Source organism: Nocardioides sp. Z21_20 (assembly GCF_059766585.1).
On the sequence record NZ_JCBAJX010000003.1, the window covers coordinates 427,151 to 447,611 of the forward strand.

Annotated in this window: 21 protein-coding genes; 5 read left to right on the forward strand and 16 right to left on the reverse strand. The window is 74.3% G+C overall.

Annotated features, from left to right (window positions below; genetic code table 11):
- Positions 1 to 3 precede the first annotated feature (3 nt).
- From AC6EH9_RS08565 to AC6EH9_RS08630, 14 genes are all read right to left on the reverse strand, one after another.
- Positions 4 to 171, reverse strand: a complete 168-nt coding sequence (locus tag AC6EH9_RS08565; protein ID WP_498422217.1) for a hypothetical protein — start codon at positions 169 to 171, stop codon at positions 4 to 6.
- A gap of 54 nt (positions 172 to 225) precedes the next feature.
- Positions 226 to 1,767 (reverse strand): HNH endonuclease signature motif containing protein, encoded by a 1,542-nt coding sequence (locus AC6EH9_RS08570; RefSeq protein ID WP_498422218.1) that lies wholly within the window; start codon positions 1,765 to 1,767, stop codon positions 226 to 228.
- A 186-nt stretch (positions 1,768 to 1,953) separates the two neighbouring features.
- Complete coding sequence (gene rodA, locus AC6EH9_RS08575) at positions 1,954 to 3,159, reverse strand: rod shape-determining protein RodA (protein ID WP_498422220.1); 1,206 nt, start codon at positions 3,157 to 3,159, stop codon at positions 1,954 to 1,956.
- Positions 3,159 to 5,285, reverse strand: a complete 2,127-nt coding sequence (gene mrdA / locus AC6EH9_RS08580; RefSeq protein ID WP_498422223.1) for a penicillin-binding protein 2 — start codon at positions 5,283 to 5,285, stop codon at positions 3,159 to 3,161. Before mrdA ends, rodA begins: the two co-directional genes overlap by 1 nt.
- Positions 5,282 to 5,794 (reverse strand): rod shape-determining protein MreD, encoded by a 513-nt coding sequence (gene mreD / locus AC6EH9_RS08585; RefSeq protein WP_498422225.1) that lies wholly within the window; start codon positions 5,792 to 5,794, stop codon positions 5,282 to 5,284. Before mreD ends, mrdA begins: the two co-directional genes overlap by 4 nt.
- Positions 5,791 to 6,741, reverse strand: a complete 951-nt coding sequence (mreC, locus tag AC6EH9_RS08590; protein ID WP_498422227.1) for a rod shape-determining protein MreC — start codon at positions 6,739 to 6,741, stop codon at positions 5,791 to 5,793. Before mreC ends, mreD begins: the two co-directional genes overlap by 4 nt.
- A complete protein-coding gene (locus AC6EH9_RS08595) occupies positions 6,741 to 7,769 on the reverse strand; it encodes a rod shape-determining protein (RefSeq protein WP_498422229.1) in 1,029 nt (342 codons plus the stop codon). The genes mreC and AC6EH9_RS08595 overlap by 1 nt, the downstream gene beginning before the upstream one ends.
- A 121-nt stretch (positions 7,770 to 7,890) precedes the next feature.
- On the reverse strand, positions 7,891 to 8,454 hold the full coding sequence (locus tag AC6EH9_RS08600; RefSeq protein WP_498422231.1) for a hypothetical protein: 564 nt from the start codon (positions 8,452 to 8,454) through the stop codon (positions 7,891 to 7,893).
- On the reverse strand, positions 8,451 to 10,235 hold the full coding sequence (locus tag AC6EH9_RS08605) for an alpha/beta hydrolase (protein WP_498422232.1): 1,785 nt from the start codon (positions 10,233 to 10,235) through the stop codon (positions 8,451 to 8,453). Before AC6EH9_RS08605 ends, AC6EH9_RS08600 begins: the two co-directional genes overlap by 4 nt.
- On the reverse strand, positions 10,232 to 10,531 hold the full coding sequence (locus AC6EH9_RS08610; RefSeq protein ID WP_498422234.1) for a hypothetical protein: 300 nt from the start codon (positions 10,529 to 10,531) through the stop codon (positions 10,232 to 10,234). Before AC6EH9_RS08610 ends, AC6EH9_RS08605 begins: the two co-directional genes overlap by 4 nt.
- A complete protein-coding gene (locus AC6EH9_RS08615; protein ID WP_498422236.1) occupies positions 10,528 to 11,061 on the reverse strand; it encodes a hypothetical protein in 534 nt (177 codons plus the stop codon). Before AC6EH9_RS08615 ends, AC6EH9_RS08610 begins: the two co-directional genes overlap by 4 nt.
- Positions 11,062 to 11,162: 101 nt before the next feature.
- Entirely contained in the window at positions 11,163 to 11,570 is a 408-nt protein-coding gene (ndk, locus tag AC6EH9_RS08620; RefSeq protein WP_498422237.1) for a nucleoside-diphosphate kinase, read from the reverse strand.
- Positions 11,571 to 11,580: 10 nt separating this feature from the next.
- The gene (locus tag AC6EH9_RS08625) at positions 11,581 to 12,042 is read right to left on the reverse strand and encodes a pyridoxamine 5'-phosphate oxidase family protein (protein ID WP_498422238.1); all 462 of its coding nucleotides are present in this window, start codon (positions 12,040 to 12,042) and stop codon (positions 11,581 to 11,583) included.
- Positions 11,967 to 12,266, reverse strand: coding sequence for a pyridoxamine 5'-phosphate oxidase family protein (locus AC6EH9_RS08630; protein WP_498422239.1), 300 nt, complete (start codon positions 12,264 to 12,266; stop codon positions 11,967 to 11,969). Before AC6EH9_RS08630 ends, AC6EH9_RS08625 begins: the two co-directional genes overlap by 76 nt.
- A gap of 113 nt (positions 12,267 to 12,379) precedes the next feature.
- Between AC6EH9_RS08630 and pdxR the strand changes: the two genes are divergently transcribed.
- Positions 12,380 to 13,717, forward strand: a complete 1,338-nt coding sequence (pdxR, locus tag AC6EH9_RS08635) for a MocR-like pyridoxine biosynthesis transcription factor PdxR (RefSeq protein ID WP_498422240.1) — start codon at positions 12,380 to 12,382, stop codon at positions 13,715 to 13,717.
- Between the two features lie 21 nt (positions 13,718 to 13,738).
- Here pdxR and AC6EH9_RS08640 read toward each other — a convergent pair whose 3' ends face one another.
- Together AC6EH9_RS08640 and AC6EH9_RS08645 are read right to left on the reverse strand one after the other, a co-directional pair.
- Positions 13,739 to 14,143, reverse strand: coding sequence for a DUF4233 domain-containing protein (locus tag AC6EH9_RS08640; protein WP_498422241.1), 405 nt, complete (start codon positions 14,141 to 14,143; stop codon positions 13,739 to 13,741).
- Complete coding sequence (locus AC6EH9_RS08645) at positions 14,140 to 15,561, reverse strand: bifunctional folylpolyglutamate synthase/dihydrofolate synthase (RefSeq protein WP_498422243.1); 1,422 nt, start codon at positions 15,559 to 15,561, stop codon at positions 14,140 to 14,142. Before AC6EH9_RS08645 ends, AC6EH9_RS08640 begins: the two co-directional genes overlap by 4 nt.
- Before the next feature lie 59 nt (positions 15,562 to 15,620).
- On the opposite strand from AC6EH9_RS08645, the gene AC6EH9_RS08650 reads away from it, so the two are divergent.
- The 4 genes from AC6EH9_RS08650 to AC6EH9_RS08665 form a co-directional block, all read left to right on the forward strand.
- The gene (locus tag AC6EH9_RS08650) at positions 15,621 to 17,561 is read left to right on the forward strand and encodes a glycoside hydrolase family 9 protein (protein WP_498422245.1); all 1,941 of its coding nucleotides are present in this window, start codon (positions 15,621 to 15,623) and stop codon (positions 17,559 to 17,561) included.
- A 43-nt stretch (positions 17,562 to 17,604) separates the two neighbouring features.
- Positions 17,605 to 18,084 carry a DUF4334 domain-containing protein gene (locus tag AC6EH9_RS08655; RefSeq protein ID WP_498422247.1) on the forward strand — a complete coding sequence of 160 codons (480 nt, stop codon included), beginning with the start codon at positions 17,605 to 17,607 and terminating at the stop codon, positions 18,082 to 18,084.
- Positions 18,081 to 19,175 carry an NAD(P)-dependent alcohol dehydrogenase gene (locus AC6EH9_RS08660; RefSeq protein WP_498422248.1) on the forward strand — a complete coding sequence of 365 codons (1,095 nt, stop codon included), beginning with the start codon at positions 18,081 to 18,083 and terminating at the stop codon, positions 19,173 to 19,175. The genes AC6EH9_RS08655 and AC6EH9_RS08660 overlap by 4 nt, the downstream gene beginning before the upstream one ends.
- A gap of 75 nt (positions 19,176 to 19,250) precedes the next feature.
- The coding region (locus AC6EH9_RS08665) for a class I tRNA ligase family protein (RefSeq protein ID WP_498422250.1) at positions 19,251 to 20,461 on the forward strand (1,211 nt) is incomplete at its 3' end.

Genomic DNA, 20,461 nt, shown 5'->3' on the forward strand with positions numbered 1-20,461 from the left:
CGCTCATTCGTCGGTGGGTGCCAGCTCCTCGAGCGCGCGCCTGGCCCGCTGCAGCTCGACCTCCGCCAGTGCGATCAGATCCTCGAGTCCCTTGACACCGAACCGGTTGCTGACTGCCTGCACCGCCTCGCCGATCGCGGGGTCGACGGTCTCCTCGATGTGCTCGCTCATGGGGCCATGCTCGCATCCCACCGCCTGCCACGCCCTGAGACAGGCGCGGGCGAGTTACTCGCGGCGGGGTCGGTGGCGGGTCCAGTCGGGCGGGGCCGGGTCCGGCGCCGGGCAGTCGGTGTGTGGGCTGTGGCCGTCGTGGCCGTCGTGGTGCTGGCGGTGGTCGTGGTGCTGGCCGTGGCAGTGGTGGGGCTCCCTGCGGGGTGGGGGTGGCAGGAACTCCGGTAGTCGGTCGTGGGCGTTGAGCCGCACCCGCCAGGGGCTGTGGTGCAGCGTGCGGTGGTGGTGGCCACAGACCAGCACCAGGTTGTCCAGTGACGTGGTGCCGCCGTCGGCCCAGTGGGTGAGGTGGTGGGCGTGGCACATCACCGGCGGCCGGGTGCAGGCCGGGAACGCACAGTGCCGATCCCGGACCACCAGCGCGCGCCACAGGGCGGGGGTGACCAGGCGGTGGGCGCGGCCGACGTCCAACTGCTCACCGGGCCCACCCAACGCGACGGGGATCAGGTCGGCGTCGCAGGCCAGCCGGCGTGCGGTGGCCGCGGACAGGGTCAGGCCCTCGTCGGTCACGCCAATCCCGGCGGCCAGGTCGTCGGGCAGCGCAGCCCCGAGCAGTGACCAGTCGATGCCACCCTCCGAAGCGGCGAAGTTGCCCTCAGCAGTGGTGGGCGCCTTGCAGTCCAGGTGACGGGTCAGGGCCGTGTAGTCGATAGTGACCGTGACCCGCGGCCGAGCGCCATGGGACTCCGGTGCCTGGTCGGTGTCCAGGGCGTGCTGCGCGGTCTGGATCAGCGCATCCCACAACCGCGCCCCGTGATCACGCGGATCCAGCACCTCCCCGCCACACCCCTCGTCGGGATCCTCGCTCAACGCCGGCTGGGGCTTGGTCAACGGCAGCAACGCCGCCTTCAGCACCGCGGCATCCTCCACCGACCCCCGCCCCTTCACCCGGACTCCGCCGGCGCCGTCGTCGACCAGGGACAGGAACCGGTCCAGGTGCGCCGCCCGCTCCGCACGGTCCAGCGCCTTCTCCAGCTCGCGTTCGGTCCGCTCGGGGTCGACGACGTGAACCAGGTGCCGCGCTGCCTTGGTCAGCTCGGAGGCATCCAGGCGCTCGGCCTCACCCAGCAACAGCGCCTCAGCCTCCGCACGCAGACGCGGGTTGCGGGGCAGCTGCTCGACCGCATCCACGATCACCCCGGCCTGCTCGGGCGAGACCCTGCCCGCGCGCAACGCCGCCAACGTCGCCTGCCGCTCGGCGCACAACAGCCCGGCGTGGTCGACCGCGCGTTTGCCCTGCGCGCGGCGCAGCCCGCCGAGGTGGGTGAACCAGTCGCCGGTGGAGGCCCAGGCCCGCTCGGTCTTGGCCGCGGCGCGGGCGTGGACCTCGGCCAGCAGCACGGCCTCCACCGCGGCCAGGTGCGCCCGCAGCCCCTCCAGCGCACCGACACCGTCCATCAGCTCCTCAGAGGCCCGGCTTGCCCACAGCACCGAGTCCAACCCCGCCAGAGCCTCCTCGGCCCGGGAGACCACCGCGACCGCACCGCCACCAGCAGCACCGTCACCGGTGCCGTCGGGGCCGAGTGTGATCTCCATGACACTCACTCAATCAGCGACCACCGACACTCCGGCCCCACAGAGGCGCCCTGGTCCCAATCTGTGGACAACGAGCGAAAAAAGATCTCGGGCCGCACTCGGCTCCGTGATCGCGGGCCCCTCAGGGTCACGAAGGCGGACCGGGACACCGCCCACCTCCGCCTTCACCACCCGGTCTCCGGGTCGTCAGCGCCCGACCAGCGAGCGCTGCTGCATCACGTAGCGCGTCGGCAGCTGCGCGGTGGAGCGCAGGTGGATGTTCTGCAGCAGACCGATCGCGAGCATGCCCGCGAACATCGACGACCCGCCGTACGACACGAAGGGCAGCGGGACGCCGGTGACCGGCATGATGCCCAGGCACATGCCGACGTTCTGGAAGGCCTGGAAGCCGAACCAGCAGGCGATGCCGGCGGCGGCCACCCGGCCGAAGACGTCCTCGGACTGCACCGCGATCGAGAGCGCCCGCCAGATGACCACGCACATCAGCGCGATCAGCAGCCCGGCGCCGAGCAGGCCGAGCTCCTCGCCGGCGACGGTGAAGATGAAGTCGGTGTGCTGCTCGGGCACGAAGCCGGCCCGGGTCTGCGAGCCGTCGAAGAGCCCCTGCCCGAACAGCCCGCCGTTGCCGACCGCGATCCGGGCCTGCTCGACGTTGTAGCCGGCGCCGCGCGGGTCGAGGTCGGGATTGGTGAAGGCCATGAACCGGTCGACCTGGTAGTCCTTGAGCACTCCGGCGGCGACCCCCACGGCGGCCGCGACCGCGCCGACGCCGAGCAGTCCGAGGAGCCAGCGCCGCGGCGCCCCGGAGACGGCGAGGACGCCGAACACCGTCGCGGTGAGCACGAGCATGGTGCCGAGGTCCGGCTGCCCCAGGATCAGGGCCGCGGGGACGGCGGCGATGGCGAGCATCCCGACCACCTCGACGGTGCCGACGCCGCGGCGCCAGGACCCCTCCATCCGCTCGGCCACCAGCAGCGCCATCGCGATCACCACGGCCAGCTTCGCGAACTCCGAGGGCTGGATCGACATCCCGCCCAGCTGCACCCACGAGCGCGAGCCGTTGATGGTGCTGCCCATGGCGAGGACGAGGACCAGGCCCACCAGCGAGGCCAGGTAGACCAGCGGCGCCACGATGCGCACCCACCGGTGGTCGGTGGCCAGCACGATCACCATCAGGACCAGGCCGATCGCGACGTTGACCAGCTGCTTCTTGAGGTACGCCGTGGGGTCGCCGAACGTCAGGTCCTCGCGCGAGGACGTGGCCGACCAGACCAGGACGGTGCCGAGCAGCACCAGGACCAGCACGGCCACCATCAGCACCCAGTCGATGCCGGGGGCCCGCAGCCGGCTGGCCGCCTGGCCGGCGCCGCGGACGGGGGTACGCGTAGCCATCAGCCCTTCCTCCTCGGCGGCGGCAGGATCGAGCCGTCCTCGGCGAACGTCGGGAGCTGCGCGGGCGGGCTCGTGCCGGGGATCGCGGCCTGGGCCGGTACCACCCGGTCGCCGCGCACGCCGTACAGCGACTCCCAGATCTTCCGGATCGCCGGGCCGGAGGTGCCCGAGCCGGTGCCGCCCTGGGAGACCATCATGACCACCACGTAGTCGTCGGAGTACGACGCGACCCACGACGTCGACTGCTTGCCGTAGACCTCCGCCGAGCCCGTCTTCGAGCGGATCACCACGTCGTCGAGCGGGAAGCCGCCCATCCGCCACGCCATCGTGCCGACCCGGGTGACGCTCTTCAGCGCCCCGTCGATGTAGTCGATGACCTTGCCGGGGACGTCGACGCGACCCGCCTTCTTCGGCATGATCCGGCGCTTGATCTCGCCGTCGGCGCCGACGATGGCCTTGCCGACCCGGGGCTCGTAGAGGGTGCCGCCGTTGGCCAGTGCGCCGTAGGCGCGCGCCAGCTGCAGCGGCGTCACGAGGGTGTCGCCCTGGCCGATGGCGAAGTTGACCGCGTCCCCCGCCCGGTAGGCGAAGCCCTCGATGCAGAACTCACGAGCGAAGCGGTAGACGAAGTCGCTGGTCTTGTCGTCCTTCGGCTTCTCGGCCAGGCCGCAGTAGTAGTCCTTCTGCGACTCGTAGTAGGCGCGCTTCCAGCGCCGGTCGGCGATCCGCCCCGGTGCCTCACCCGGCAGGTCGATCTCGGTCTCCGCACCGAACCCGAACTGCTTCGCCGCGGCGACCAGGGGGTCCTTCGCGCTGACGTCCGCGACGTCGGAGCCCAACCGCTGCCAGTAGTCGTAGCCGATCCGGTAGAAGAACGTGTTGCACGAGACCTCGAGGGCCTTGGCGAAGCCGATCGAGCCGTAGGCACCGGACTCGTAGTTCTTGAAGTCGCGGTTGCCGACCCGGAACGACGAGGAGCAGGCCAGCTGGGTGTTGGGCGTGTAGCCGTTGGTCAGGGCGCCGGCGGTCATGAACGGCTTCCAGGTCGAGCCGGGTGCGAACTGGCCCTGGGTGGCCCGCTGCAGCAGCGGCGTCCCGGCCTTCTCCGAGTACAGCCGGCGCAGCTGCTTCTCGCTGATCCCGCCGACCCACACCTCGGGGTCGTAGGTCGGCTGGCTGGCCATCGCCACCACCCGGCCGGTGTCGGCCTCGAGCACGACCGCGGCACCGGAGTCGGCGACGTAGTTGCGCCCGGTCACGGTGTCGCGGGTGGCCCGCGCCGTCTTGATCGTCTGGGCCAGCTGGCGCTCGACGACGCCCTGGACCTTCGCGTCGATCGAGGTGACCAGGGTGTCGCCCGGCTGGGACTCGACGGCGCCGTCGTCGCCGAGCACCCGGCCCATCGAGTCGACCGCGACCCGGTTGTAGCCCGGCATCCCGCGCAGCCACTCGTCGTACTGCCGCTCCACGCCGGCTCGGCCCACGGAGGAGGCGCCGTTGACCGAGGCGTCGCCGTCCTCCTCGGCGGCGTCGAGCTCGTCCTCGGTGATCGGGCTCAGGTAGCCCAGCAGATGGGCGGCGTTCACGCCGTACGGCTGGGGATAGGCGCGCACGCTGTGCTCCTCGGCCACCACCGCGGGGTGGTCCTCGGGCTGCTCGAGGATGCCGAGCGCGACGGACTTCTCCACGTCGTAGGCGACCGGGACCGGCTGGTACGGCGAGCCGTTCCAGCAGCTGCCGGCGACCGCACCGGCGTCCCCGCAGTCGAGGAGCCTGGCACGCAGCCGGGGCACGGTGAGCCCGGTCGCCCGGCCCACCCGCCGCAGCACCTGCAGCTGCGCGGGCTCGTCGAGCTTGCCGAGCAGGGTGCGGTCGATCGAGATCGCCCAGGAGGTGCGGTTGGCCACCAGCGGGCGGCCCATCGCGTCCACGATCAGGCCGCGCTGGGGCTGGACGACCACCTCGCGCACGGACTGCGAGGCGGCCTGCGCCTGGTACTGCTCGCCGCCGAGGACCTGGAGGTACCACAGCCGCGCGAACAGGGTGGCGAACAGCGACAGCACCAGCACCTGGACCACGATCAGCCGAAGCCGGCTGCGTCGGGCGGCGCGCTCGCGCCCGGTCATGCGGCGACCCGGTGCGGCTGGAGCCGGCTGAGCAGCGTCATCAGCGGCGGCAGCACGAACGGCGTGAGCAGCACGTCCCAGGCCACGCCGATCACGATGACCTGCAGCAGGTCCGGGACGCTGACCACCGGGTCCTTGAGGATCAGGCCACTGAGCGCGAAGATCGAGGTGCCGACGAACGAGGAGGCGGCCACCGTGGCGACCACCGCGGTGACCGAGGGGCGCGCCTCCTGGCGCACCCGGCCGGCGAGGTAGCCGACCACGACCAGCGCCAGCGCCCAGCGCCCGGCCACGTGGTCGGCCGGCGGGGCCAGATCCAGGGACAGGCCCGCGAAGAAGCCGAGCACCGCGGCCGGCTGAGGGCCGAGCGTCAGGGCGGTGGCGACCACGACCAGCAGGCACAGGTTGGGCACGACGCCCTCCCAGGCGACGTGGGAGAAGACGGTGACCTGGAGCACGACCGCCACGACGACGGCCAGCGCGGCCAGCGCGACGCGCACGGCGCTCATTCGATGCTCCCGTCGGCCTCGATCACGGCCCGGTCGCTGCGGGTCCCCGAGGCGACCACCACCCCGACCAGGTCCAGGGCGCTGAAGTCCACGAAGGGGCGGATCACCGCACGCCGCGACGTCTCGCGCGGGCTGCTGTAGACCTGGGTGACCTCGCCGATCGGGATCCCCGGCAGGTACGGCGCGCCGCCGTCGCTGCCCCAGGTCACCACGACGTCGCTCTCGGCCGGGACGACCCCGCCGTCGACGAGCTCGAGGTCGAGGCGGCCCTGGTCGCCGATGACGCCGCGGCCGCGCAGGAAGCCGACCTCCATCGACCGGCCCACCCGGCCACCGACGACCGAGTCGGCGTCGAGGATCAGCAGCACCGTGGCCGTCGTCCGGGTCGCGCGCAGCACCCGGCCGACCAGCCCGTCGTTGTTGAGCACGGTCATGTCGGCGTCGATGCCCGCGTTCGTGCCGGCGTCGATGGTGACGGTCCGCGAGAACGACTGCATCGGCCCCAGGGCGATCACCCGGGCGGGGACCAGCGCACGGCCCGACTCGCGGGCCACGGTGGTGAGGCCGTCGAGCTCGGCGAGCCGGTTGCGGTCCAGGTCGCTGGTGGCGACCTGCTGGCGCAGGGCCGAGTTCTCGGCCTCCAGCGCGTTGAGGTCCTCGCGCAGCGAGCGCTTGGAGCGGAACCAGTCGGGGACCGCGGTGAAGGGACGCACCACGCCGGCGGTCGCGGACTCCACCGGCCCGAGCGCCTCGCCGGCGACCCGGCGGACCGGCTCGAGCGGCGAGTCGGCCCCGCCCCGGGCATCGAGGGTGATCAGGCTCAGGCTCGCCAGCACCAGCGCGGCGAGCACGGCGCGCGAGGGTCGCGAGCGCGCCTCGAGGCGGTCGAGTCCGCGCCAGCGCTTCTCGCGGTCGACGCCGTTGCGGCGCAGGTCGGGTGCCGCCATCAGAACCGCCGCGGCTCGGAGACCAGGACCTGCTGGAGGGCCTCGAACTCCTCGACGCACTTGCCGGCGCCCAGGGCCACCGACGTCAGCGGCTCCTCGGCCACGTGCACGGGCATCCCGGTCTCGTGACGCAGCCGCTCGTCGAGCCCACGCAGCAGCGCGCCGCCGCCGGTGAGCACGATCCCGCGGTCCATGATGTCGCCGGCGAGCTCGGGAGGGGTCTGGTCGAGGGTGGCGCGCACGGCGTCGACGATCGCGTGCAGCGGCTCCTCGAGCGCCTGGCGGACCTCGGCGCTGGAGACCACGACGGTGCGCGGGAGACCGGAGACCATGTCCCGGCCGCGGATCTCGGCCTCGGGCTCCTGGGGCAGCGGGAACGCCGAGCCGAGGGTCATCTTGATCTCCTCGGCGGTGCGCTCCCCCAGCATCAGGGAGTACTCCTTCTTCATCCACGCGATGATCGCCTGGTCGAGGTCGTCGCCGGCGGTGCGCACGCTCAGCGAGGTGACGATGCCTCCCAGCGAGATCACCGCCACCTCGGTGGTGCCGCCGCCGACGTCGACGACCATGTTGCCGGTGGCCTCGTGCACCGGCAGGCCGGCCCCGATGGCGGCGGCCATCGGCTCCTCGACGATGTAGACGCGCCGTGCGCCGGCCTGGTACCCGGCCTCCTTGACCGCCCGCTGCTCCACCGCGGTGATGCCGCTGGGCACGCAGATCACCATCCGGGGCTTGGCGAAGTACCGGCGGCGGTGCACCTGGCGGATGAAGAAGCGCAGCATCTGCTCGGTCGCCTCGAAGTCGGCGATCACGCCGTCCTTGAGCGGCCGGATCGCGGTGATGTTGTCGGGGGTGCGCCCGATCATCCGCTTGGCCTCGTGGCCGACCGCGAGGATCTCGTTGGTGGTCGCGTTCAGCGCGACGACCGACGGCTCGTCGAGGAGCACGCCCTTGCCCCGGACGTAGACCAGGGTGTTGGCGGTGCCGAGATCCACGGCCATGTCCCGACCGATGAAGCTTTTCGCCATGCCGTGATGCCTCGCAGGGTCGATCGAACTGGGGGAAGGTGGTCGACCGACAGCCGACCCTGCGACGAGGGTAAGAGGCGCGGGGCCGAGTTCCCGGCAGGACACGCTCGCCGGCCCGTGGCTAGGGTGCCGGCTGCTCGAGGCCCAGCGGCTCGCGCTCGCGCCGCTCGGCCCAGGTCGCGCGGCGCTCCGGTGGCACCTCGATGCAGGGCCCGCGCAGCCCGACCAGCAGGTGGTGCCCGCCGTCCCCGGCGTACTCGGTGAGCCCGACGCGTACGTCGCTGCCCGGGCGGGTCGCGGACAGCGTCGTGCGGTCCCCGTCGGAGGTCTGCTCCCCCACCGCGTAGCCCCTCGCTCGCAACGTCTCGCCGAGCCTCGGCAGAGCGGGCCGCCGCCCGACCAGGTCGAGGCGCACCACGACGCCGTAGGAGAAGTCGCGGTACTCCAGCCCGGGGTAGACGCTGTGGCAGCCCGCGAAGCGGCCGTCCCTGCGGGCGATCGCTCCTCCGGTCGTCCGGGCCAGGCGCGGCGCGAGGTCCCGGGCGTCGGCGCGCACCTGCGCGCGCTGCTGCTCCAGTCGCTGCTCGGCGTCGGCGTCCCCCTCCGGGGCGCACCCCGCGAGACTCCCCGCCAGCGCTGCGCCCACCGCCACCGCCAGCGCCAGCGCCACCCCCCGACGTCTCATCGGTGCCTCGTCCACCCGGCCCCCGGGGTGCGGTCCCACTCGGGGTCGTGCGGCTCGCCGACGAACGGGTCGCGGGTGTGCGGGGCCAGCCCCACGTCGTCGTAGTCGGCGTTGACCACCTGGGCGATGTTGGCCAGCGACTCGGAGTCGTGGTCGAAGTACTTGGAGTGGTCGGCCAGCGAGTTCCACAGGTCGGGGCGCGCCAGGTCGCGGTCCACCGCCTCCGCCTCGAAGCGCCGGGCCCCGAAGTCGTCGCTGCTGGGGTCGTCGCCCAGCCCGAGACCGGCGTTGCCGAGGTTGACCCAGCCCTGGTCGCCGAGCATCGAGACCGCGTCGCGACTGTTGCGGCCCACCCAGACGTGCTCCTCGCCGACGCCCAGGTCGCTCGCCTGGTGGGCGTCGTCCCCGGCTCCCGGGCTGCCGAGCAGGACGATCTCGTCCGCGCTCAGGCCGTCGCCGGTGGCCGCGTGCCCGGTCGTCGTCGCGCCGTAGCTGTGGCCGATCACCGTGAGGTGCGCGGGCTCCCCCACCCGCGAGCCGCGCAGCCCGTCGACCAGGTCGGAGAGCCGCTCGCCTCCCTGCCTGGCGAGGTGCTCTCCGAGCACCGCGAAGCCGTCGGCGCCGCCCACCAGGTTGTCGGGGGCGTCGTAGCCGATCCAGGTCATCGAGGCGGTCGAGGCTGCCGACCCGTCGTAGCGCGCGGCCTCGTAGACGTTGATCGCCCGGTCGGCGAGCCCCGGGACGCTGGCCGCGTCGACGCTGAACCCCGGCACGGTGACCGCGACGTTGCGGGCGGTCGCGAGGTCGCCGAGCGCGAGGGCCACCCGGCCGTCGCCCCCGAACGCCGCGGGGTCGTAGAGGTAGAGCTGGACCGGGACCGGCTCGAGCGTGCGCGGGTCGACGGCGTCCGCCATCCGTCTCATCGCCTGCTGGGCGGCACGCGCGTTGGCCAGGGCCGCCTGCTCGTCGGCGCTCAGCAGTCCCCGGTCCTCGAGCATCTCCAGCTCGTGCAGGTCCCGGGCGAGCGCGACCCGGTTGGCGGCGTCGCGGGCCGGGGCGGGAATGCCGTCGAGGTTGCCGATCGCCCCGGGCGAGGCGTAGCCGATGGCGCGTCGCTCGGCGGGGCTCAACGAGGCCCACCACGCGGCCACCTGCGCCACGGTGGCCCCGCGCGGGAGTCGGTCGAGCGCCGCGTCGGCAGGGTCGCTCACCGCTGAGTAGCGTCGGCGTACCTGGTCCAGCGACGTCGCCGCCTCGAACGCCTCGATCATCGCGCGCTCCTCGCGCGCCACGTCGCGGACCCACTCCTGGCGAGCGGTCTCGAAGGCGTCCGCGCGCTCCGCCAGACGACGGGCGTCCGGGCGCAGCGTGGCGGCGTCCTCGGCTGCCCGGGCCCGCTGCCACAGCTGGTCGATCCCGCGGGCCAGCTCCGCGCGCTCCTCGGCGAGCGACTCGCGCCGTGCCCCCAGCTCGGTCATCGCCTCGGCGTGCGCGCCGCCGACCCGGACCACCCGGCGCAGCGCCAGCGACATCGCGTCGGCCAGCTCGCCGGGACCGCGGATGGCCCGGTGGTAGGCGAACGCCGCATCGCCCTCCCAGCTCGGCACCCGGGCCGCGCCGGCCACGAACGTGCCGAGGTCGTCGATCTGCGCGCTGGCGGCGCCGAGGTCGCGCACGAACCGCTCGATCGCGCCGACGTCCACCGCCAGCGCGGGCACGGCGTGCGGGCGCGCCGGGATGGCCACGTCACCGGGGCCCGCCTGGCCGGCCCCCGCGCTCATCGCCGCTCGCTGAGGTACGACGCGAGCGCGGCGTGCGAGCCCGCGACCCGGGCGTCGGTCTCCAGGAAGTCCCGGATCGAGTCGCGCAGAGCGTCGGCCCGGCTCTCCGCATCGGCCGCCAGCGCGGCGACGTGTCTTCGCCACGCCGCGGTGAACCGGGCGGCGGTCCCGGCGACCTCGCGGGTGAACCCCTCGGTCGGCGCGTCCGCGATCTGGCTCGCCGCGGAGATCAGGTCCAGGTGCTGTTCGTCCCAGGCACGGGAGACGGCGCCGACCTCCAGCGGGACCAGCCTCATCGCGCCGCGCCCAGCAGCCGCTCCGCCAGCGCGGGACCGACCTCCAGTGGGTCGGAGCGCACCTCGAGCATCAGCGTGGCGCTGCCCCGGGCGTGGGTCGCGCGCAGCCGCTCACCGGCCCCGGTGCCGGTGAGCCGGAGCACGGCACCGTCCGCGCGCTCGACGCGCCAGCCGTCCGCGGCGAGCGTCTCGGCGAGGCGCTCCAGGAGCACCGCGCCGTCCGCGGCGTCGGCGAGCAGTCGGCTGCGCGCCTCGACTGCGCCGACCCTCGGACCGGCCACCAGGGCGTCCTCGCGGGCCCGCAGGGTGGCGGCCGGCTCGTCGGCGAGCCGTCGCCACAGGCTCTCGAGGGTGGCCCCGACCTCGTCCACCCGTTCCTGCGCCGTCTCGACCGTCGAGGGCGGGGCCCCGGCCTCGTGCGACCTGGGCGCCGCCGGCGGCAGCAGCACCACGTCGACGTCGCGGTGGCGACGCCGCACGGCGCTGAGGAAGGGGTCGTCGAGGGGCCCACGGTGTCGCTGGAGCTTCATGGCGCGATGCTGCCCGACCCGTGCCGCGGAAAACGACGGATCGGCCCGCCTGTGGATGGCGGGCTGGGGCTACCGGTCGCTCGGGCCCGCGGACCTGGGGTCTACAGGCCGGGGAACCAGAGCGCGATCTCCCGCTCGGCCGACTCCTCGGAGTCCGAGCCGTGCACGAGGTTCTCGCGGTTGGAGATGCTGAAGTCGCCGCGGATCGAGCCGGGGGTGGCGGTGCGGCCGTCGGTGGCGCCGTTGAGCTGGCGCACGATCTCGACGGCGTGCGAGCCCTCGAGCACCAGCGCGACCAGAGGACCGCTGGTGACGAAGTCGCGCAGCGGCGGGTAGAAGTCCTTCTCCACGTGCTCGGCGTAGTGGGCGTCGGCGAGCTCGGCGTCGATCGTGCGCAGGTCCATGGCCGCCACGTTGAGGCCCTTGGCCTCGTAGCGGGCCAGGACCGTGCCGATCAGGCCACGGGCGACGGTGTCGGGCTTGAGAAGGACCAGGGTGCGCTGCGTCATGGCTGGCAGCCTAGCGAGCCCCCAGGGCGGTCACTCGGGCGCGTACGTCGAGTGGCACCGGCCCGCCTGCCTCGGGGGCCGGAACCGGCGCCTGCGCGACCAGCCGCATCGGCACGTGTCCGCCCCAGATCCCCGCCGCCACGTCGTCCGGGTCGTCCACGGGCCCGCCCTCCCGCGCCTTGACCGAGGCCTCGTGCAGGGAGAGCGCGAGCACCGCGGTGGCGGCGAGCTCCTTGCGGGTGCTGGCCCGCAGCGTCGCGCTGCGCCCCGGCACCATCTGGTCGACGATCATCCCCAGCGCCCGCTCCTTCTCCGCCGGGTCCGTGACCAGCCGCGGACGGCCGATCACGACCGCGGAGCGGTAGTTCATCGAGTGGTGGAAGGCCGAGCGCGCGGTCACCAGGCCGTCGAGCACGGTGAGGGCGACGCACACGGTGCGCTGCGGCGCGCGACGCACCCAGCCGGCGGCCACGGACCCGTGCAGGTAGAGCGTGCCCCCCCCTCGTCGGGGCCGTCCGGGTCCGCCCCGAACGCGGTCGGCAGCACCACGGGATGCTCGCCGGCGTCCAGGGCGAGGTGGCACAGCAGGGCCTCGTCCAGCAGGCTCCACAGCGCCGCCCGGTCGGCGACGGCGCGGTTGCGCCCGCGGGTCACGGTGGTGCGGGCGGTGGGAGACAGCGGCGGGATCGTGGTCACCGGACCATCGTGGCCTCGCGAGTGGCCTGCGGTCACGGGCCACTTCTGCGACACTTCGCCAGGACACTTTCGACGGGCCAGTCGCGACGGGACACTCTCGATAGGACACTGCCATGGAGCCCACCCCGCTGGCGCTGCGGCTGGACCGCCGGCTGTCGACCCCGCTCGGGGTGCAGCTCTCCGACCAGGTGCGCCGCGCGATCCTCGCCGGCGTCGTGGCCCGCGGTGCGCGCCTGCCCAGCAGCCGCGCGCTGGCCGCCGACCTGGGCGTCGCCCGGGCGGTGGTCGAGCAGGCCTACGACCAGCTCCTGGCCGAGGGCTGGCTGCTGAGTCGGCGCGGGGCCGGCACCTACGTCGCCACCGCGGGTGCCCCGGCCTCCCCCGCCACGCCGCGCCCCCGCACCCCGGAGACGGCGGGCATGGTCCGCCTCGACACCGGCACGCCCTGGATCGAGCCGCGCCACGCGTCCGGATGGCGCCGCGCCTGGCGGGAGGTGTCGGCCTGCGCGCCGCCCTCGGAGTACGGCGACGCGCGCGGGCTCGTCGAGCTGCGCCGAGCGCTGGCCGAGCGTCTCGCCCGGACGCGTGGCCTGGTCTGCGACCCCGACGAGATCGTGATCACCCACGGGACCACCGACGGCCTGCGCCATCTGCTCGCCGCGCTGCCGCCCGGGCCGGTGGCCGTCGAGGACCCCGGCTACCGCGCGGCCGTGCGCACCGTCCGGGCGGCGGGCCGCGAGGTGGTGGACCTGCCCGCGCTGCGCCCGGTGACCGAGCTCGCCGAGGTGCGAGCCGCCTACGTCACACCGGCCCACCAGCACCCACTCGGGCCGGTGATGCCCGGCCCCGATCGGCTCGCGCTGCTCGCCGCCGCGCGCGCCGGCGGCGCGTTCGTCCTCGAGGACGACTACGACTCGGAGTTCCGCTACGACGTGGCGCCGGTCCCGGCGCTGGCCTCGCTGGACCGCGAGCGCGTGTGCTACCTCGGCACCGCCTCCAAGTCGGTCTCCCCCAGCCTGCGACTGGGCTGGATGGTGCCGCCGCCGGCGCTGCTCGAGACGATCAACGCGCTGCGCGCCGACGCCCACGAGGCCGCGTCCTGGCCCGCCCAGCGCGCGCTGCTGGCGATGCTGCGCGACGGGTACGTCGACCGGGTGGTCCGCTCCGCGCGCCGGGTCTACGCCGAGCGGGCGCCCCGGGTGGCGGCCGCGCTCGCGCCGTACGGCGAGCTGGCGGGGCCGCCCGCGGGGATGTACGCCGCCGTCCTCCTGGACCCCGCGTCGGCCGGTCGGGCGGTGGCCGCCGCGCGGCGGGCCGGCTTCGACGTCCCCAGGCTGCGCGACTACTGCCGCAGCGCCGAGCTGGACGGGCTGGTCGTCGGCTTCGGCGGGTGCACCGACGCTCAGCTGGACGCAGCGCTCGAGGCGCTGCGCAGCGGGCTGGCGGGCTGAGCCCCGAGCCTCAGGTGCGCCTCAGGCCTCGCGCTGCGCCTCGTAGGCGGCGTACGCCGCGGCGCGCTCTCGCTCGATCTTGCGCCCGAGCAGGTCCGCGGTGCCCCACAGCAGCGCGAAGACCGCGCCGAGGAAGAACATCATCGGGATCACGAAGCCGAGCCCGATCGCAGCCGCCTGCACCACCCAGCCGGCGGTGTAGGCCCACGGGGCGCGCAGCATCCCGGCCAGCAGCAGGCACACCACGGTGAGCCCCAGGCCCACGGCCAGCGCCGGGCCGAGCGCGATGTCGGCGACGGTGACCATCACCGGGGTGGTCAGCCCCAGGGTGATCGCCTCGAGGGCGAGGATCGCCGCGCACATCCCGCGCCGCGGGGAGCGGGCCGGCGGTGCGGCCGGTGTCGTGGAGTCAGCGCTCTCGCTCATGCGCGTCCCTTCAGCATCGTGCGGGCCTCGCCCGCGGTCACCACGGAGCCCGTCACCAGGACCGCGCCGGAGCCGATCGAGCCACCGAAGGCCTCGCCGGCCTCGGCGAGGGTGGCCGCCGCCTCGATCGCGTCGACCAGGCGCGGGGCCACGCTGACCCGGTCGGGGCCGTAGATCTCACGGGCCGCGACGGCGAGCCGCTCGGCGCTCATCGCCCGGGGCGTGGAGTTCTGGGTGCACACCACGTGGGCCAGGTGCGGCTCGAACGCGGCGAGCAGCCCCTCGTGGTCCTTGTCGTCCATCACGCCGATCACCCCGATCAGGGGGCTGAACGCGAAGGAGTCCTCGATCGCCGCCGCGGTGGCCGCTGCGCCGTGGGGGTTGTGGGCGGCGTCCAGCACCACGGTGGGACTGCGCCGGATGATCTCCAGCCGGGCCGGCGAGGTCACCTCGGCGAACGCCTCGCGGACCAGGTCCTCGTCGAGGGTCTCGTCGCCGGCGAACGCCTCGACGGCGGCGAGCGCGACCGCGGCGTTCTGCGCCTGGTGCTCGCCGAAGAGCGGCAGGAACACGTCGTCGTAGCGGCCGCGCAAGCCCTGCAGCGAGACCATCTGGCCGCCCAGGGCCGGGACCCGGGAGATCACGCCGAAGTCCACGCCCTCGCTGACCACGGCGGCGCCCACCTCGGCGGCCCGCTCCAGCAGGACCCGGGAGACCTCCTCGCTCTGCTGGGCCAGGACGGCCCGCGACCCCGCCTTGATGATGCCGGCCTTCTCCACCGCGATCTCCGCGGCGGTCTCCCCCAGCCAGCGGGCGTGGTCGACGGCGACCGGCAGCACGACCGCCACCTCCCCGTCGGCGACGTTGGTCGCGTCCCAGACGCCGCCGAGGCCGACCTCGACCACGGCGACGTCCACGGGCGCGTCGGCGAAGGCGGCGAACGCCATCCCCACCATGGTCTCGAAGAACGACAGCGGGTGGTCCCCGGCAGCGTCGACCAGGTGGGTGTAGGCGGCGACGTCGTTGAAGGCGCGCACGAAGTCCTCGTCGGACAGCGGCTCCCCGTCCAGGCTGATCCGCTCGTTGATGCGCTCCACGTGGGGGCTGGTGAACCGCCCGGTGCGCAGCCCACGGGCGCGCAGCAGCGCGTCGATCATCCGCGAGGTCGAGGTCTTGCCGTTGGTGCCGGTCAGGTGGATGACCGGGTAGCTGCGCTGCGGGTCGCCGAGCAGCTCGGTGAAGGCGCGGATCCGGTCCAGGGACGGCTCCAGGCGCGTCTCGGGCCAGCGCGAGAGCAGCGCGTCCTCGGCCTCGGCCACGCTCTGGGCCGGGCGCGGACGCTCGGCCGGCGGGGAGCCCGGGGTCGGCTCGGAGGGCTGCTGGGGGGACGGGCCGGTGGCCGGGGTGGGATCACTCATCGCCTTGCGAGTCTAGGCGGAACAGGGCGCCGAACCCCGATCGGTGACAGGCTCACGGGATGCTGCGCCGACACCGGGCTCTCCGGCGACACCCGCTGACCTCTCCGGCCGCCCGGGCGAGCGCCGTGGCCACCGCCCTGGCCGGCGTCCTGGCGCTGGGCGCGGCCCCGGCGGGGCCGGGCGCCGCGGCCGCCGGCCCCGAGCGGGTCGACGACGCCGCCGCGGTGGTCCGGGTCAACCAGGTCGGCTACCTGGGCGACGACGCGAAGCAGGCGTTCGTGATGGCCCGTGCCGACGTCCCCGGCGCGTCGTACCGCCTGGTGCGCGCGGACGGCTCCGTGGCCGCGACCGGGCCGGTGGGCGCCGACACCGGGCGCTGGAGCGAGCGGTGGCCGCACGTGCGCCCGGTCGACCTGAGCGCGGTGCGGACGCCGGGGCGGTACCGGGTGGTGCTCGGCGACGGGCTGAGCGGCGAGTCGCCCTGGTTCTCGATCGGCTCGGGCGAGCTCTACGCACCGTTGGTGGCCAACGCGGTGCGCTTCTTCCAGGCCCAGCGCGACGGGCGCGACGTGATCGGCTCGGTGATGGACCGCCGCCCGAGCCACCTCAACGACCGCCGGGCTCGGGTGCACCGGGCGCCGAGGTACCGCGGGGGCCGGCTGGTCGGCAGCCTGCGCGCCACCGGGCAGGTCGCCGACGTCAGCGGCGGGTGGTTCGACGCGGGCGACTACCTGAAGTTCGTCGAGACCACGAGCTACGCCGACGTGCTGCTGCTCAGCGCCGCCCGCGACGCCGAGCGGCGCGACCCGGCCCTGGAGCGCGAGGCGCTGTACGGCGCGCGGTGGCTGGACCGGATGTGGCTGGACCGGCGCGGCCAGCTGCTGCACCAGGTCGGTCTCGGCGACGGCCGCCCCGGCCTGCTCGGCGACCACGACCGGTGGCGGCTACCCGAGGCCGACGACGCCCTCCGGGCCGGTCCCCGTGCCGCCACCCGCTACCTGGCCCGGCGACCCGTCTTCGCCGCCAACGCGCCGGGCAAGCCGATCAGCCCCAACCTGGCCGGCCGCACCGCCGCGGCGTTCGCGCTCACCGCCCAGCTGCTCGCCGACACCCGCCCGGCCCAGGCCCGCTCCTGGCTGCGCAAGGCGCGCGCCGTGCTCGAGGCGGCCCGCACCCGCAAGGTCGGCCGGCTGGTGACGACCGCCCCGCACTCCTACTACGAGGAGGACGAGTGGCGCGACGACCTCGAGCTCGGCGCCGCCGAGATCGCGCTGGCCGGGCAGGCCCTGGGTGCCGGGCCCGCCCAGCAGCGCCAGGACCTGCAGCGCGCCGCCCGCTGGGCGAGGTCCTACCTGGACGGCCCGCACCACGGCTGGTTCACGCTGGCCCGCGACGACCAGAGCGCCCTCGCCCACGCCGACCTGGCCCGCGCCCTCGCCCAGGCCCGGGTCCGGCCGCGGCTCGCGGTCTCGCGCGCCGACCTGGTCGGCGACCTGCGTTACCAGCTGCGGATCGCCGAGCGGCGCTACGCCGCTCCGCTCGGCTACGGCGGCGACGAGGACCCCGGCGCCGACTTCGCGCTGGGCGTGGCGGTCACCGAGCGGCTCTACCGCGACCTCAGCGGCGACGCCTCCTACGCGGCGCTGGGGGCGCTGCAGCGCGACTGGGCGCTCGGCACCAACGCGTGGGGCACCTCGCTGGTGGTCGGCGCCGGCAGCACCTATCCCCGCTGCCCGCACCACCAGGTCGCCAGCATCCTCGGCGCCCGGGGTGGTCCCGAGCTCCTCGGCGCGGTCGCCAACGGCCCCACGGCGGCCGCGGACCTCTCCGGCCTCGGCCGCCCCGGCGACTACGCGCCCGCCTGCTCGGCCGGCTCGTTCGCCGAGTTCGACGGCCAAGGCGCCCGCTACCTCGACGACGTGCGGGCCTACGCGGCCACGGAGCCGGCCCTGGACTACGTCGCGGTGTCGCTGCTCGCCTTCGCGCAACAGCGCCGCTGAGCACGTCCGTGACAGTGAAGCTGTCACCGTCTAGGTTGGCCGGATGAGCCCCACCACCGTGACCCGAGGGCGCTTCGACGACCTCCGCTGCGCCGCGCCCGCGGACCCCGCCGAGCTGGACGCCCTCTGGGCGGACCTCGACGCCGTCGGCGTCGAGGAGATCCTGGGCCCGTGGCGCGGCGGCGACTTCGCCACCGGCCACCCGGCGAGCCGGATGCTGACCAAGATCGGCTGGCACGGCAAGCGCTTCGACGCGCCGCTGAAGGCGCACCCGCTGATCTGCCGCGACGCCGACGGCGCGCTCTTCTCCCACACCGAGGCCGCCGGCGGCGGCCACGCCTCGCTGTGGCCGGTGGAGTTCCGCGGCGAGGTGACCGCGACGATGGTCTACGACCGGATGCCGGTCCTCGACCACTTCAAGCGGGTCGACGCCGACACCCTGATGGGCATCATGAACGGCAAGCTCGAGGCCGCGTTCGGGGTCGGGGACCTCTACTACTTCTGGCTCGAGCGCGACCGGTGAGGACCACGGCGCTGGTCAACGAGAGCCCCGGCGGCGAGTTCACCGCCCAGGAGGTGGACCTCGACGGCCCGCGGGCCGGCGAGGTGCTGGTCCGCATCGTCGGCACCGGCCTGTGCCACACCGACCTCTCCGTGCGCGACACGTTGCCGGCCGAGATGTTCCCGCGGGTGTTCGGCCACGAGGGCGCCGGCATCGTCGAGGAGGTCGGCGCGGGCGTCACCGGCGTCTCCCCGGGCGACCACGTGGTGCTGAGCTTCGCGTCGTGTCGCGCCTGTGCCCGCTGCAAGGCCGGCCGCCCCGGCTACTGCGAGCGCAGCGTCGAGCTGAACTACCTGGGCTTCCGCGACGACGGCTCCACGACGTACACCCGCGACGGCGCACCCCTCTACGGCTCGTTCTTCGGCCAGTCCAGCTTCGCCCGGCACGCGATCGCCGGGGCCGGCAACGTCGTGGTCGTCGACGCCGACCTCGACCTGAGCCGGCTGGGGCCCTACGGGTGCTCGTTCCAGACCGGCGCGGGGACCGTCCTGGACGTGCTCGCCCCGCACCCCGAGGACAGCCTGGTGGTCTACGGCGCGGGAGCCGTCGGCCTGGCCGCGATCGCCGCTGCCGCCGGCGCCGCGGTGGGCACGATCATCGCCGTCGACCCCCAGCCGAGCCGGCGCGCGGTGGCCGAGTCGTACGGCGCGACCGGGGTCGATCCGGCCGCCCTTGACGCCCGCGTCGTGGAGCGGGTCCGCGAGCTCACCGGCGGCGGCGCCACGCACGCCATCGACACCACCAGCCTCCCCGCGGTGATCCGCGAGGGCGTCCAGGCCCTCCAGCCCCGGGGCACGCTGGCCACGCTGGGCCTCGGCGCCCCCGAGTTCACCCTCGACGCCGTCGACCTGATGATGCACGGCAAGACCGTGCGCGGGGTGGTCGAGGGCGACGCCGACCCGCTCGAGATGGTGCCCCGGCTGCTGGCCCTGGCCGCCGCCGGCCGCTTCGACGTGGACCGGCTGGTGACCCCCTACCCGTTCACCGACATCGCGCGGGCGATCGCCGACTCCGCCGAGGCCAGGGTCGTCAAGCCGGTGCTGGTGTGGTGAGGCCTCCGGGGGCGCCGACTGCTCAGAACGGATCGGGTTATCCGGCCCGGGAGTCTCCTGCGTAACATTCCTGGCATGACCGAGACCCCGCAGCAGCCTGACCCGTCCGCGACGCCGCCCTCCCCGCGCGCTGTCGTCGTACCGGACAAGCCGGCGCTCGAGGGCCTCGAGTCCACCTGGGCGCAGCGGTGGAAGGAGCAGGACACCTACCGCTTCGACCGCACCCAGCCCCGCGAGAACGTCTACTCCATCGACACTCCCCCGCCGACGGTCTCGGGCTCGCTGCACGTGGGCCACGTCTTCTCCTACACCCACACCGACCTGATCGCCCGCTTCTGGCGGATGCAGGGCAAGACCGTCTTCTACCCGATGGGCTGGGACGACAACGGCCTGCCCACCGAGCGCCGGGTGCAGAACTACTACGGCGTGCGCTGCGACCCCTCGCTGCCCTACGACAAGGACTTCACGCCGCCGGAGAAGCCGGACCCCAAGCGACAGGTCGCGATCAGCCGCCCCAACTTCGTGGAGCTGTGCGAGCAGCTGGTCGAGCAGGACGAGAAGGTCTTCGAGTCGCTGTGGCGCACCCTGGGCCTCTCGGTCGACTGGAAGGAGCACTACACGACGATCGGGCCGAAGGCCCAGACCGTCAGCCAGCGCGCATTCCTGCGCAACTACGCCCGCGGCGAGGCCTACCTGCAGGAGGCGCCGACCCTGTGGGACGTCACCTTCCAGACCGCCGTCGCCCAGGCCGAGCTGGAGGCGCGCGAGTACGCCGGCGCCTACCACCGGGTGGCCTTCCACCGCCCCGACGGCTCGCCGGTGCACATCGAGACCACCCGCCCCGAGCTGATCCCGGCCGTGGTGGCGCTGATCGCCCACCCCGACGACGAGCGCTACGCCGACCTCTTCGGCACCACCGTGACCTCGCCGGTCTTCGGCGTCGAGATCCCTGTCCTGGCCCACCCCGGCGCCGAGATGGACAAGGGCGCCGGCATCGCGATGTGCTGCACCTTCGGCGACCTCACCGACGTCCAGTGGTGGCGCGAGCTGCAGCTGCCGGTGCGCACGGTGATCGGCCGCGACGGGCGCCTGCTGCGCGAGACCCCGCCGTGGCTCTCCGCGCCGCAGGCCGCCGCGGCCTACGAGGACCTCAAGGGCAAGACCGCCTTCAGCGCCCGCGAGGCGATGGTGGCCAAGCTGCGCGAGTCCGGCGACCTCGACGGCGAGCCGAAGCCCACCCAGCGGATGGCGAACTTCTTCGAGCGCGGCGACAAGCCCCTGGAGAT